The 13,543-nt window shown below is 72.8% G+C and carries 14 protein-coding genes; 7 read left to right on the top strand and 7 right to left on the bottom strand.

What is annotated here, in order from left to right:
* The first annotated feature begins 97 nt into the window (after positions 1-97).
* Genes ACQPZ4_RS30390 through ACQPZ4_RS30380 form a run of 3 tightly spaced genes read left to right on the top strand, consistent with a single transcriptional unit; the run spans position 98 to position 2,971 of the window.
* On the top strand, positions 98-1,558 hold the full coding sequence (locus ACQPZ4_RS30390; protein WP_433066723.1) for an ATP-binding protein: 1,461 nt from the start codon (positions 98-100) through the stop codon (positions 1,556-1,558).
* A gap of 5 nt (positions 1,559-1,563) precedes the next feature.
* Positions 1,564-2,238: a response regulator gene (locus tag ACQPZ4_RS30385; RefSeq protein ID WP_433042800.1), complete on the top strand. Its 675-nt coding sequence runs from the start codon at positions 1,564-1,566 to the stop codon at positions 2,236-2,238.
* Positions 2,231-2,971: a glyoxalase gene (locus ACQPZ4_RS30380; RefSeq protein WP_433042797.1), complete on the top strand. Its 741-nt coding sequence runs from the start codon at positions 2,231-2,233 to the stop codon at positions 2,969-2,971. Before ACQPZ4_RS30385 ends, ACQPZ4_RS30380 begins: the two co-directional genes overlap by 8 nt.
* Before the next feature lie 89 nt (positions 2,972-3,060).
* On the opposite strand, the gene ACQPZ4_RS30375 is transcribed toward ACQPZ4_RS30380, so the two are convergent.
* The 3 genes from ACQPZ4_RS30375 to ACQPZ4_RS30365 are packed head-to-tail and all read right to left on the bottom strand — an operon-like array spanning position 3,061 to position 4,827.
* A complete protein-coding gene (locus ACQPZ4_RS30375; protein ID WP_433042795.1) occupies positions 3,061-3,495 on the bottom strand; it encodes a hypothetical protein in 435 nt (144 codons plus the stop codon).
* 41 nt (positions 3,496-3,536) lie between these two features.
* Positions 3,537-4,151: a phosphatase PAP2 family protein gene (locus tag ACQPZ4_RS30370; protein ID WP_433042792.1), complete on the bottom strand. Its 615-nt coding sequence runs from the start codon at positions 4,149-4,151 to the stop codon at positions 3,537-3,539.
* Positions 4,141-4,827, bottom strand: a complete 687-nt coding sequence (locus tag ACQPZ4_RS30365; protein WP_433042789.1) for a response regulator transcription factor — start codon at positions 4,825-4,827, stop codon at positions 4,141-4,143. Before ACQPZ4_RS30365 ends, ACQPZ4_RS30370 begins: the two co-directional genes overlap by 11 nt.
* Before the next feature lie 145 nt (positions 4,828-4,972).
* On the opposite strand from ACQPZ4_RS30365, the gene efeU reads away from it, so the two are divergent.
* The gene (gene efeU / locus ACQPZ4_RS30360) at positions 4,973-5,797 is read left to right on the top strand and encodes an iron uptake transporter permease EfeU (protein WP_433042786.1); all 825 of its coding nucleotides are present in this window, start codon (positions 4,973-4,975) and stop codon (positions 5,795-5,797) included.
* Here efeU and ACQPZ4_RS30355 read toward each other — a convergent pair.
* Complete coding sequence (locus ACQPZ4_RS30355) at positions 5,794-6,540, bottom strand: methyltransferase domain-containing protein (protein WP_433042783.1); 747 nt, start codon at positions 6,538-6,540, stop codon at positions 5,794-5,796. The genes efeU and ACQPZ4_RS30355 overlap by 4 nt on opposite strands.
* A 300-nt stretch (positions 6,541-6,840) precedes the next feature.
* Between ACQPZ4_RS30355 and ACQPZ4_RS30350 the strand changes: the two genes are divergently transcribed.
* Positions 6,841-8,433, top strand: a complete 1,593-nt coding sequence (locus ACQPZ4_RS30350; RefSeq protein ID WP_433042780.1) for a methyl-accepting chemotaxis protein — start codon at positions 6,841-6,843, stop codon at positions 8,431-8,433.
* Between the two features lie 18 nt (positions 8,434-8,451).
* On the opposite strand, the gene ACQPZ4_RS30345 is transcribed toward ACQPZ4_RS30350, so the two are convergent.
* The 3 genes from ACQPZ4_RS30345 to ACQPZ4_RS30335 are packed head-to-tail and all read right to left on the bottom strand — an operon-like array spanning position 8,452 to position 11,129.
* A complete protein-coding gene (locus ACQPZ4_RS30345; RefSeq protein ID WP_433042777.1) occupies positions 8,452-9,483 on the bottom strand; it encodes an ABC transporter substrate-binding protein in 1,032 nt (343 codons plus the stop codon).
* A 13-nt stretch (positions 9,484-9,496) separates the two neighbouring features.
* Entirely contained in the window at positions 9,497-10,339 is an 843-nt protein-coding gene (locus ACQPZ4_RS30340; RefSeq protein WP_433042774.1) for an ABC transporter permease, read from the bottom strand.
* Positions 10,329-11,129 carry an ABC transporter ATP-binding protein gene (locus ACQPZ4_RS30335; protein WP_433042771.1) on the bottom strand — a complete coding sequence of 267 codons (801 nt, stop codon included), beginning with the start codon at positions 11,127-11,129 and terminating at the stop codon, positions 10,329-10,331. The genes ACQPZ4_RS30340 and ACQPZ4_RS30335 overlap by 11 nt, the downstream gene beginning before the upstream one ends.
* A gap of 148 nt (positions 11,130-11,277) precedes the next feature.
* Between ACQPZ4_RS30335 and ACQPZ4_RS30330 the strand changes: the two genes are divergently transcribed.
* Positions 11,278-12,870, top strand: a complete 1,593-nt coding sequence (locus ACQPZ4_RS30330) for an ATP-binding protein (protein WP_433042768.1) — start codon at positions 11,278-11,280, stop codon at positions 12,868-12,870.
* Positions 12,867-13,541: a response regulator gene (locus ACQPZ4_RS30325; protein ID WP_433042765.1), complete on the top strand. Its 675-nt coding sequence runs from the start codon at positions 12,867-12,869 to the stop codon at positions 13,539-13,541. Before ACQPZ4_RS30330 ends, ACQPZ4_RS30325 begins: the two co-directional genes overlap by 4 nt.
* Positions 13,542-13,543 lie beyond the last annotated feature (2 nt).

Raw genomic sequence — 13,543 nt, 5'->3', positions numbered from 1 at the left:
GATGCCGACGCGGGGTGTGGCCGCGCATCCCCCAAAGTCGGGCCTCCCGCACCCACCTTCGAGGGGTGCCCGCATCGGTACCCTGCGGCAGGTGAGGATGCTCTCGCGACTCGGCCTGCGCCCGCGGATGGCCGTCTCGTACGTGCTCGTGTCCGCCGCCGCCGTCCTGCTCGTCGAGGCGGTGCTGCTCGCCGTGATCGTGCCGCGGGTCCGGGCGGCCGATCGGGCGGCGGGGGTGGCGCAGGATCGTGCGGTACAAGCGGAACTGCAGTTGAAGCAGGTGACCGTGCAGCGGTTGGCGCATGATCTGGCGGCCGCGGTCGGCAAGCGGATCAGCGTGACCGGCGATGCGCTGACGGCCGGGGTCGCCACGGACGCGTTCGCGGTGCACGCGCGGGATGCCGTGCCCGGCGACGACCCGGTGCAGGTGGTCGCCGACGCGGACGGCCGGGTCGTCGCGGCCGCGCCCGCCGGCGTGTTCCGCCCCGGTGGCGCGCTGCCGGCGGCGGCCCGGGCCGGCGGACCCACGGACGGGCGGATCGCGGAGCAGCGCCGGACGTTCGCGTGGGCCGCCGAGCCGATCCAGGCCGAGCAGGGCGTGGCCGGCATCGCGTACGTCGAGCTCGACCTCACCCAGCGCCCCGCGCCCGCCCCGGCCGGCGGCGGGTCGGCGATCCGCTCGGTGGTGCTGCCCGGCGCCGGGGCGCTGCTGCTGCTCGTGCCGGTCGGGGCGCTGTTCGGGCTGCTGAGCACCGGCCGGCTGATCCGGCGGATTCGGGGGCTGTCGGACGGTACGGCCGCGATGGCCGGCGGCGACCTGCGGGTGCGCCTGCCGGTGTCCGGCGAGGACGAGGTGGCCCGGCTGGAGCGCTCGTTCAACACCATGGCGGAGCGGCTCGAGGCGGCCGTGGCCGAGCAGCGCGCCGCGGCCGGAGCCGAGGCCCGCCGGGCCGAACGCGGCCGGATCGCGCGGGAGCTGCACGACTCGATCTCGCAGGACCTGTTCTCGGTCAGCCTGGTCGCGGCCGGCCTGCGCAAGGCGCTCAGCCCGGGGTCGGCGCTGCGGCAGCAGGCCGAGTCGATGGAGCGCTCGCTGGCCCGCACCATGCGCGAGATGCGCGCGCTGCTGCTGGAGCTGCGGCCGATCCAGCTGGAGGACGCCGGGCTCGCGGCGGCGCTGGACGAGCTGTGCCGGGCCTACGAGGTGCGGCTCGGCATCCCGGTCACCGCCGACCTGGCCCCGGTCGAGCTGGACGCGTCCATCGAGCACGCGGTACTGCGGGTGGTCCAGGAGGCCGTCGGCAACGCCGTCCGCCACGGCGAGCCCGCATCGATCGCGGTGCGGCTGGCGGCCGACGGCGACCGGGTCGTGGTGACCGTGCGCGACGACGGCCTGGGCTTCGATCCGCGCGAGGCGGGCGGCCGGCACGGGATGGGCCTCGACCTCATGCGGGAACGGCTGCGCGAGGCCGGCGGCACGATGGAGATAGACAGCGCGCCCGGGCAGGGAACCACCGTTCGCGTGACCCTCCCGGCGGACCCGCAGTGGCTAGGCTGAGCGGCATGGTCACGGTGCTGGTCGTCGACGACCACGAGGTGGTCCGCCAGGGCCTGCGCTTCATGCTGGGCCAGGAGGACGGCGTCGAGGTGGTCGGCGAGGCCGGCGACGGCGCGGCCGCCCTGGCCGAGATCCGCCGGCTGCGCCCGGACGTGGTCCTGCTCGACCTGGCCATGCCCGGGCTGGACGGGCTCGGCGTGCTGCACGCGCTGCGCGGCGACGAGCACCGGCCGGCGGTGATCGTCCTGACGTCGTACGCCGACGAGGACCGGGCGATCGAGGCGATGCGCGCCGGCGCCCTGTCGTATCTGCCGAAGACCACGCCGGCCGACCGGGTGACCGAGGCGGTGCGGGCCGCGGCCTCCGGCGGGAGCGTGCTCACCCCGGAGGTCGCCGCCGCGCTCGTGCACCGCTGGCGCGCGCAGGACCGCGAGGGCCCGCTGGAGCGGCTCTCGGCCCGCGAGCGCGACGTGCTCATGGAGCTCTCCCGGGGCCGCTCGAACCGCGAGGTCGCCCGGGCGCTGTCGCTCGGCGAGCAGACGGTGAAGTCACATGTGTCGAACATCCTCATGAAACTCGGCCTGCAGGACCGCACCCAGGCGGCGATCTTCGGCCTCCAGCACGGCCTGGTCCCCCTGGGCGACGCCCTCCGCGACACACCCGGGAGCACGCATGCTTGATCTCAGCGTCCCGCCCAACGAGACCACCGTGCCGCTGCTGCCCTGCGTCGCGCCGGACGAGACCCTCGCCTTCTGGCGCGCGCTGGGCTTCGCGGTCACCTACGAGCAGCAGAAGCCTTACCTGTACCTCGCGTTCGAGCTCCGCGGATTCCAGCTGCACTACGGCCGCGCGGCCGGCTGGGTGCGGGCGGCCGAGGAGAACACGGGCGGCTGCCTGGTGATGGTCGACGCCGTCGCGCCGTACCACGCGGCGTTCGTCGCGGCGATGCGCGCCACGTACGGCAAGGTGCTCGCCAAGGGCCTGCCCCGCATCACCCGCTACCGCGCGGGGGCCTCGCGCTTCACCGTCATGGACCCGTCCGGCAACCAGATCATCTTCATCCAGCGCGACGAGCCGGACCTGGAGTACGGCGGCTCGAAGCGGTTGCCGGGCCTCGCCCGCGTGCTGGACAACGCCCGAATCCTGCGCGAGTTCAAGAACGACGACCGCGCCGCGTTCCGGGCCCTGAAGTCCGGCCTGCGCCGCCACGGTGACACGGCACCGGCCGTCGAGCGGGGGCTGGCATTGGCGTCGATGCTCGAACTGGCGACCGCTTTGGAGGAGCCGGATGTGGTACCGGCTGTGGGTGCCCAACTCCGCGACCTCACCCTGACCCCGGACGAACGCCGGCGGGTCGAGTCGGCCGTCGCCGACCCCTCCCTGCTCGACCCGTGGCTGCCACCCGTGGCCTGACACGTCCTCACGGCCTTGGTCCCCGCGCCGGTGGCCCGGCCGAGCCACCGGGAGTACCGCATGCGGTGCACCTCCCGAGCGGGGAGCGTTTACGCCGTCGGGGACGGCGCGCTGGGTGTGGTCGGGACGGCCGTTGCCGGTGGCGTCGCCGGGCCGGTCGGGGTCGCGCCGCGGCCGGAGTTCTCGTCCTGCTGCTCGTTGTTCTGTTCGTTGTTCTGTTCGTTGTTCTGGCGGCCGTTCTCGTCGCCGCCGCGGTCGGTGTGCTCCCCGTCGCGGTTGCCGTGCTCCCCGCCGTCGGCCTCGTTGTCGTTGTGGTGGCCGAACTCGGACCCGGCGACGAGCCCGACGGCAACGCCGGCGACGCCGCACGGCACCGCGATCAGCAGGCCCACCGCGAGTGCGGCGGTCGCCGCGGCGCGCTTGGGCGTGGCGAACAACTTCCGCCAGCCGCGACGGGGCGGCACGGCGGGAACCTCAGGCGTGACAACGGTTTCGTCGGCGTTCGTGGTGTGCTCATCGGTCATGCACCCAAGGTAGGGATGCCCACCTGAAGCGAAGTTGAACGTCAGTTTCGGGGCCGCGCGGCCCGCCGGAACAGGCCGAGCGCGGCGAGCACCGAACCCGCGAGCAGCCAGCCGCCGAGCACGTCGGTCGGCCAGTGCGCGGTGAGGGCGACCCGGCTGATGCCGACGAGCGCGGCCCACAGCGCGGCGACCGCGACCACAGCGGTTCGGGCGACGCGGTTCGGCAGCAGCGGCCACAGTACGACGACGAGCAGCCCGGCCGCGATCGCCGACGACGTGGTGTGCCCGGACGGGAACGCCCAGCCGGACGTGGCGGTGAGGCGTTCGGGCGGGCGGGGCCGGTGCACGAGCGCCAGCACCGTGAGCCGGAGGACCGTCGCGGTGACGGCGGCGCCGAGCACGAACGCGAGGCCGCGCCAGTCGCGGCGCCAGAGCGTGAACAGCACCGCGGCCAGCAGGAGGCACAGCAGCACCGCGGTGTCGGCGGTGTGCGTGATTGCCGACATGGCGCTGCGCCAGCCGCCGTGGGCCTTGGCGAAGCGCAGCGCGGCGTCGCTCACGGCGGCATCCCAGCGCATCAGCGGCCCGAAGCGCGCGGCGACCAGAGCGGTCAGCAGGGCGAAACCAAGGGGTGCGGCCAGGCGCTCAGCCGCCATGCGGGTCCAGCCGGTAGCCGACGCCGCGGACGGTCTGGATGGCGGTGCGGCCGTACGGGTGGTCGATCTTCTTGCGCAGGTAGCCGACGTACACCTCGACGATGTTCAGGTCGCCCTCGAAGCCCGCGTCCCAGACGTTCTCCAGGATGGCGGTCTTGGTGACCACGTCGCCCGAGCGGCGCAGCAGGAACTCCAGCAGCGCGAACTCGCGCGGGGTGACCGAGATGTGGTCCTCGCCGCGGGCGACCCGCCGGCGGGCCGGGTCCAGGTGCAGGTCGCCGGCCGCGAGCACGACCGGCCGCTGCGGGGCGCCCCGGCGGATCAGCGCCCGCAGCCGGGCGACGAGCACGACGAACGGGAACGGCTTGGTGAGGTAGTCGTCCGCGCCGAGGTCGAGGGCGTCGGCCTGGTCGTACTCGCCGTCCTTCGCGGTCAGCATGAGGATCGGGGTCCACACCTCGCGGCGGCGCAGTTCCCGGCACACCTCGTAGCCGTTGAGGCCGGGCAGCATGATGTCGAGCACAATGGCGTCGTACGCCCCGTTCGGGCTTTCCGTGGCCGCCCACAGGCCGTCGACGCCGTTGAACATCAGGTCCGTGGTGAATCCCTCACCGGCCAGTCCGTCGCGAATCATCTCGGCCAGTGCGACCTCGTCGTCGATCAGCAGGAGACGCATGGATCCACCCTCATGGCGAAAGCGTCACACACGGAACCTGAATGTGCGCTGAATCCGATCCTACATGCTGTAGGTGGTGCAGTTGTGAACAATCGCCTAAGGTAACGCTGACCTAAGTGAGGCCCACCCGACCCGCGGAGCTCGCATGACCGCCATCTACCTGATCGGCCTGCGCGAAGGACTCGAGATCACCCTGGTGGTCTCGATCCTGGTCGCGTTCCTGGTGAAGAGCGGCCGGCAGCACCTGCTGCGCTGGGCCTGGGCCGGGGTGGCCGCCGCGACGCTGCTGGCGGTCCTGGTGGCCGCGCTGCTGCAGGCCGGGACGGCGTACCTGTCCGGCCCGAACCGCGAGCTGGTGGACGGCATCGCCTCGCTGATCGCCGTGGTCTTCGTGACGTTCATGATCTTCTGGATGCGGCGGATGGCCCGTCAGCTGGCCAGGGAGCTGCGCGGCCGGCTCGAGGACGCGATCGAGGTCGGGCCGTTCGCGGTGGCCGCGATGGCCTTCCTGGCGGTCGCGCGCGAGGGCCTGGAGACCGCGATCCTGTTCTTCGCCGCGGCCCAGGGCGCGGACACCTGGCAGCCGATCGTCGGGATCTCGCTGGGCGTGGCCACCTCGGTCGTGCTGGGCTGGCTGCTCTACGCCAGCGCCATCCGGATCAACCTCACGAAGTTCTTCACCTGGACGGGCGCGCTGCTGGTGCTGGTGGCCGCCGGGATCTTCAAGTACGGCGTGCACGACCTGCAGGAGGCCAACATCCTCCCGGGCCGTACCGACTACGCCTTCGACCTCACCGGCGTGCTCCCGCCGACCGCGTGGTACGCGGAGCTGCTGCGCGGACTCTTCAACTTCACGCCCCAGCCGTCGGTGCTGGAGACCGCCGTCTGGGTCGCCTACGGGGTGCCGGTCCTGGTGCTCTTCCTGCTGCCGCTGGTGCGCAAGCCGGCCCCGGCCGCGGTTCGGCCCTAGGCGGTGCGCCGGGCCACGTAGACCACGTTCACGGCCCACGCCGCGCTGCCCGGCAGCCGGCAGGCGAGGCCGTCGGCGGTGCGGGCCGCGTGGCGCAGCAGCGGCCGCTCGTACCAGCCCGGGGTGAGCATCGAGAAGCCCCGCCGGGCCACGACCTCGAAACCGTGCCGATGCAGCAGCCGTACCACCTGATCGTGGGACAGTTCCGCGAACCACCGGCGCCCGGCGTGCCGGCGGGCCCGCAGGTGCCGCAGCGACCGGCGGTTGCCGTGGTTCTCCACGACGAGCACCCCGGCCTCGGCGTCGGGCAGCGTCTTCGCCGCGAACGCGAGCGCCCGCTCCCGGACCGCGTCGTCGACGTTGAGCAGCAGCCGGAACATCGTCACCAGCGCCGGGCCGCCGGTCACGGCCGGCTCCGGGACCGGCCCCGCGGTGCCGACGACGTGCAGGCGCGCGTCCGTGCCCATCCTGACCGCCTCGGCCAGCATCTCCGGCGACGTGTCGTAGCCGTGCGCCTGCCAGACCAGCCCGTGCAGATTGCGAATCGCGCGGCCGGTGCCGCAGGCGAAGTCGTGCTGCGTCGGGCGCAGGTCCGCGAACTCCCGGCGGACCACGGCGCGCAGATAGCTGCGCTGCCGTTGGTTGATCCGCCAGGCATAGCTTCCCGGCGCATAGGTGACATGCTGGTACTTGCCGACGGCATCGGCATTCTGAAACGCGTCCGCGTAGTTCTCGTCCACCATTCTGTGCAACGGGCGAGCCGCATTTCCGGTGCGCCACTGGCACGTTTCTTATTTTCCGCCGCCGACCGCAGGCTCCGCCCGATCGCACCCGGCGCCGACCCGCCGGCGCCGACCGCCGGCTTCGCCCGATCGCACCCCGGCGCCGACCCGCCGGCGCCGGCTTCGCCTGATCGCACCCCGGCGCCCCGCCGCTCGCCGGTGGCGCCGTCGACCGGGTGGCGGTAGCCGACCGTACCCGGGGGATTAACCCTCAACTGGCACCCGATTGCACCGATGGGATTTCTGAGGGGGTCCCGGGACATGGCCAGTGTTGGGGTGACGGGCAGGCTGCGCAACGCGCCGGTCGGGGTGAAGGTGTTCACGGCGGTCATCGTCGTGGTCGTGGCGTCGGCGGTGATGCTCTTCATCAGCCTGAACAGCTCGGCCCGGCTGGCGAAGGGCTCGGAGTCGGTCTACAACCACGGCGTGCTGCCCACGCAGTCGCTGGCCAGGCTGCGCGCCGACATCCTCACCGACCGCAACTACACGCTGAACTACTTCATGTCCAACGCCGAATGGCGGCCCAAGAACAAGCAGGCGATGGCGAGCACCGACGCCGACATCGACGCCACGATGGCCACCTACGCGGGGCAGACCGCCAACGCGAGCGTCTTCGGCAAGCTCCGGCAGAACTGGCGGTCGTACGTCACGATCCGCGACGAGCAGATGCTGCCCTCGGCCGACAGGAACGACCTCGACGGGTTCTGGGCCGCCTACAACGCGGCCGAGGCGCTCACCGCGGACGTCGACAACCAGTTCGCGACGCTGACCGACGCGCAGGCCAAGGCCGCCGCCGCCGATGCCGCGCACGTGCACGGGCTGCGTGACAGCGCCAACCGGTGGATCATCGTCGGCGGGCTGGCCGGCATCGTGCTCGGCCTGCTCGTCGCCTGGGCCGTCGCCCGGTCGGTCACGGGGCCGCTGCGCCGGGTCACCGAGGTGCTCGTCGCGGTCGGCAACGGGGACCTGACGCACGTCGCCGACGTGCGGGGGCGCGACGAGGTCGGCCAGATGGCGGCCGCGCTGAACCGGGCGACCGGAAGCGTGCGCGAGACGCTCGCCGGGATCGCCGGCAACGCCGGGGCGCTACGCGGCACAGCCGGCGAGCTGGGCACCTCCGGCGACCAGCTGTCCGCCGGCGCGGCGCGCACCCAGCAGCAGGCCGAGGCGGTGCGCCAGGCGGCCCGGGACGTGTCGGTCAACGTCGCCAGCCTCGCCGCCGGCGCCGAGGAGATGGGCGCCTCGATCCGCGAGATCTCCAGCAACGCCGCCGAGGCGGCGACGGTGGCGGGGGAGGCCGTGTCCGAGGCCCGGGACACCACCACGGTCATCGGCGACCTCGGCACGTCGTCGACCGAGATCGGCAATATCGTCAAGGTGATCACGTCGATCGCCGAGCAGACGAACCTGCTGGCGCTGAACGCGACGATCGAGGCGGCCCGGGCGGGCGACGCCGGCAAGGGCTTCGCGGTGGTCGCCAGCGAGGTGAAGGACCTGGCCCAGGAGACCGCGCGGGCCACCGAGGACATCGCCGGGCGGATCACCACGATCCAGGACCAGACGGCGGCGGCGGTGGCCGCCATCGACCGGATCTCGCGGATCATCGACCGGATCAGCGACTTCCAGACCACGATCGCCTCGGCCGTCGAGGAGCAGACGGCCACGACGGCGGAGATGAGCCGCAGCGTCTCGGTGGCGGCCGGCGGCAGCGACCAGATCGCCCACAACATCGACGGCGTCGCCGAGGCCGCGGGATCCACGTCGGCCGCGGTCACCAGCGCCCGGGAGACCTCGGCGGTGCTGACCCGGATGTCCGACGAACTGACCGCGGCGCTCAGCCGCTTCCGCGTCTGAGCGCCGCGCCCGGGCGGCTCAGCCGGTGGCTTTGGTGACGTACGTGGTGGTGTAGGTCTTGGACAGGTCGACCTGGTCCTTCTTGCCCTTGACGTTCGGGGAGAACTGGCTGAGCACCTCGAGGACGTTCTTGGCGCCCTCGGCCTTCATGACGCCGTCGCCGTTGAACATGCCGATGCTGTCGGTCACGGCCTGGACGTAGAGCTGCGGGTTGCCGGCGGCGTACTCGGCCGGCATCTTCGCGGCGATCTCGTCGGGCTTGTGGTCCTTGATCCAGCGCAGGGTCTTGACGAAGGCGTTGGCGAGCTTCTGCACCGCGTCGGGGTGGGCCTGGACCCAGGCGCAGTCCATGTACAGCGAGCTGGCCGGGTACAGGCCGCCCAGGGCCGCGCGGGTGCCCGCCTCGGTGCGCATGTCCAGCAGGATCTTGCCCTTGCCGGTGCTGGTCAGCTGGGCCGCGGTCGGGTCGGTGGTCATGCCCGCGTCGATGCCGCCGTTGTCGATGGCCGCGATGAACGTCTGGCCCGCGCCGGCCTTGACCGTGGTGTAGTCGCCGCTCTGCAGGCCGCCCTTGGTGGCGAGGTACTGGGTCAGGAAGTCGGTCGACGAGCCGGAGCTGGTGATGCCGAGCTTGCGGCCCTTGAAGTCGGCCGGGGTCTTGATCTGGCCGGCCTTGTTCGCCGCGACGATCTCGACCTCGCCCGGCACGTCGGCCAGCTGGACCACGCTGGTGATGCACTTGCCCTTGGTCTGCAGGTCGATGGTGTGGTCGTAGAAGCCGACGACGCCCTGGACGTCGCCGGAGATGAGGACGTTCTCGGCGGTGGCGCCGGACGGCTCGGTGAGCAGCTGGACGTCGAGCCCCTCGGCCTTGAAGTAGCCCAGCTGCTCGGTCAGCTTGGCCGGCAGGTAGATGACCTTGTCGATGCCGCCGACCATGATCTTCACCTGGGTGGGTGCCTCGGCGGAGCCGGTCTGGTCCGGCGAGGTGCCCCGGCAGCCGGCCAGCAGCAGCCCGGCACAGCAGGCGAGTGCCACGAACTTGCGCATGCGGATGGTCCCTTCAGATCTGGGTGTCGGTCTGCACGGGCGGGCGCCAGCGCAGCAGCCGGCCTTCGAGCAGGGTGAGCAGCCACTCGGCGAGGAGGGCGATGACGGTGATGATGATCATTCCGGCGTAGATGCCGGCCGCGTCGAAGGTGCCCTGGGCGTTGGCGATGAGCAGGCCCAGGCCCTTGTCGGCGCCGGCGTACTCGCCGACGACCGCGCCGATGAGCGCGAACCCGAACGCGGCGTGCAGCGAGGCGAAGATCCACGACATCGCGCTGGGCACGACGATCGAGGTGAGCACCTGGACGCGGGAGGCGCCCAGGATGCGGGCGTTGTTGACGAGGTTGCGGTCGACCTCGCGGGCGCCCTGGAAGGCGTTGAAGAACACGGCGAAGAACACGAGGACGACGGCGGTGGCGACCTTCGAGGACAGGCCGAGCCCGAACCAGATGACGAAGAGGGAGGCGAGCACGATCCGCGGTACCGCGTTGGCGGCCTTGATGAACGGCGCGGCGACGTCGGCGACGAACCGGGCCCGGCCGAGCAGGATGCCCAGCAGCACCCCGCCGATCGCGCCGATGACGAAGCCGAGGACCGTCTCCTGCAGGGTGATGCTGATCTGGGTCCACACCGGGCCGAAGGCGGTGCCCTTGGTGAACCAGTCGCCGAGGCGCTCCCAGATCGCCGACGGCTTGGAGTAGAAGAACGGGTCGATCCAGTGCGTGGCGGCCAGTTCCCAGCTGCCCAGCCAGACCACGACGACCGCGAGGCGCACGGCCCACATGACGAGCTTCGGCCGGCGGCGCGGTGCGACCTCCTCAGCCGCCGCCGGCGCGGTCACCACCTCAGCCGACACGGTGCGCCGCCTCGCTCCGGGCCCGCTCGACCTCTTCGCGCAGGCTTTCCCAGATTTCGCGGTACGTCTCCACGAACGCCGCGGTGAGCCTGATCTCCTCGACCCGGCGCGGGCGGGGGAGCGGGACGTCGAAGATGGCCTTCACCGTCGCCGGACTGGACGTCATGACCACCACCCGGTCGGCGAGCGCGATCGCCTCCTCCAGGTCGTGGGTGACGAAGACGACGGCGGCGCCGGTGCCCTGCCACAGCCGCAGCAGCTCGTCCTGCATGAGCGCCCGGGTCTGCACGTCCAGCGCGCTGAACGGCTCGTCCATGAGCAGGATCCGCGGCTCGTTGACGAGCGTCTGGGCCAGCGCGACCCGCTTGCGCATGCCGCCGGAGAGCTGGTGCGGGTAGTACCGCTCGAACGCGGCCAGCCCGACCCGCTCGACCCAGACCGCGGCGGCGGCGCGCGCCTCGGCCCTGCGGCGGCCCCGGTAGCGCGGCCCGGCGGCGACGTTGTCGATGACCGAGCGCCACGGCAGCACGGCGTCGGACTGGAACATGTAGCCGACCCCGGCCGGGATGCCGCGGACGGGGGCGCCGTCGACCTCGACCTCCCCCGAGGACGGCGGCTCGAGGCCGGACACCAGCGACAGCGTCGTGGACTTGCCGCAGCCGGTCGGGCCGACCACGGCGACGAACTCGCCCTCCTCGACGGCGAAGGTGAGGTCCCGGACGGCGGTGTGGGGCCGGCCACCGTTGCCCGGGAAACGCTTGGTGGCCTGGCGGAGCACGATTACGCTCACAACGGACTCCTTTCGTAGCCAGGGACCGTAGGGAGCGCGGCGGGCGCTGCGAACCCTTGCGCCGGTTGTGGTCGCAGCCCGCGTTAGCCGCGTATTGCGCGTTTTGCTCACAGGGTCTTCTCAGGTGCCCCGGCGGTACGCTCCCGTCATGTTTCGGCTGCGTTACACGCCCTTCGCGCGGCAGGCCCTGGCCCTGCAGGCGGCCGTGCTGGTGGTCGTGGTCGGCGTCGGCTTCGCGCTCGTCAGCTGGCTCTTCGACGACGAGATGACGCAGCAGTACGGCACGCGCGCCCTCGCCGTCGCGCACACGCTCGCGGCCGACCCGGCGATCGCCGCGGCGGCCGCGGCCGACGACCCGCAGCACGTGCTGCCGGCCCGGGCCGAGGCGGCCAAGGCGGCCAGCGGCGCGCTGTTCGTGGTCATCACCAACCGGCTCGGCATCCGCCTGGCGCACCCGAACCCCGACCGCATCCACGAGCCCGTCTCCACCGACCCGTCGGAGGTGCTGGCCGGCCACGACACGATCAACGTCGAGCAGGGCACCCTCGGGCTGTCGGCCCGCGGCAAGACGCCGCTGCGGGACGCGAGCGGCGCGATCGTCGGCGAGGTGAGCGTCGGCTTCCGCATCGAGGACATCCGCGGGCACGTGACCAGCGAGCTCGCCGTCGCCGCCCTGTTCGCCGGGGGCGCGCTGGCGCTGGGCTTCGTCGGCTCGGTGCTGCTGTCGCGCCGGCTGAAGCGGCTCACCCTGGGCCTGGAACCGCACGAGCTCGCGGAGCTGGTGCAGGAGCGCGAGGCGGTACTGCACGGCATCAGCGAGGGAGTGCTCGCCGTGGACGCCGACGGCCGGGTGACGGTGTGCAACGGCGAGGCGGCCCGGTTACTGGGCGTGCCCGTGGCGGGCACAGGCGGTACCATAGCGGCACTTCCTGCTTCTTTGCGGGAGGCGGTCGAACAGCGGGCGCCCGTCGACAACGTCATCACCGTCGCCGGTGACCGGGTCCTCGTCGCGAACTATCGCGCCGTGCGCCGCGACGAGCGCGACCTCGGCGGCGTGCTGACCCTGCGCGACCGGACCGACCTGGAGACCATCACCCGGGAGCTGGAGTCGGTGCGGACGCTGAGCACCGCCCTGCGCGCACAGCGGCACGAGTTCGCCAACCGGCTGCACGTGCTGTCCGGGCTGCTGCACAACGGCCACGGCGCCGAGGCGCTCGAGTTCCTGCACGCGGTGTCCGACACGGCCGCGCCCGCGGGTGGCCGCGCCGTCGACGACCCCTATCTGCAGGCGTTCGTGGACGCCAAGACGGCCGAGGCGGCGGAGAAGGACGTGCGGCTCACCCTCGCGGACACGACCTGGGTCGGCACCCGCGTCACGGCGCCGGTCGAGGTCACGACCGTGCTCGGCATCCTGGTCGACAACGCGCTCGAGGCCGCCCGGCGCGGCGCCCGCCGGCCCGCCTGGGTCGACCTGGCACTGCTCGAGGACGGCACCACCCTGCACATCTCGGTCGTCGACTCCGGCGACGGCGTCCCGGACGGGCTGACCGGGCGGATCTTCGACTCGGGCGTGTCGACGAACGGCGAGGACGGCCGCGGGCTCGGGCTGGCCCTGGCCCGGCAGGCGGCCCGGCGCCTGGACGGCGACGTGCGGCTGGCGGCGCCCGGCCACGACGGGCACGGCGCGGTGTTCGAGGCGCGCCTGCCCGGGGCCCTGCAACCGGCGCGGGAGCCGGTGTGACGATCAACGTCCTGGTCGTCGAGGACGACTTCCGGGTGGCCCGCATCCACGTCGAGTTCACGCACCGGGTCGACGGGTTCGCGGTGACCGCGACCGCCCGCAGCGCCGCCGCGGCCCGGCGCGAGCTCGCGGCCCGGCCGGTCGACCTGGTGCTGCTCGACGTGTACCTGCCCGACGAGTCGGGGCTGGACCTGCTGACCGAGCTCACCGTCGACACCATCATGCTGACCGCGGCGTCCGATGCCGCCACGGTCCGCGCCGCCTACGCCCGCGGGGCGCTGAACTACCTGGTGAAGCCGTTCACGGCCGAGCAGCTGGCCGACCGGCTGGCCGCGTACCGGCACTACCGGGCGCTGGTCACCGCCGGTCCGCGCAGCCTGACCCAGGCCGACATCGACCGCTGCTGGCGGGTCCTGCACGACGGCGACCGCCCGTCGGCGCCGAAGGGGCAGTCCGCGGTGACCGTGCGGCTGGTCAGCGAGGCACTGCGCCGGGCCGGCCGGCCGCGCACGGCGGCGGACGTCGCCGACGAGCTCGGGATCTCCCGGGCCACCGCGCAGCGGTACCTGGCCGCACTGGCCCGCGACGGCGTGGCCGAGGTCCGGCTGCGCTACGGGGCGACCGGGCGGCCGGAGCACCAGTACCACTGGAAGATCCCGGTCGGCGGCTGACG

The organism is Dactylosporangium sp. CS-033363 (genome assembly GCF_050942475.1).
Classification (GTDB): Bacteria; Actinomycetota; Actinomycetes; order Mycobacteriales; family Micromonosporaceae; genus Dactylosporangium.
The sequence above is the reverse complement of the archived record's forward strand: the minus strand, read 5'-3'. Positions and strand labels throughout refer to the sequence as shown.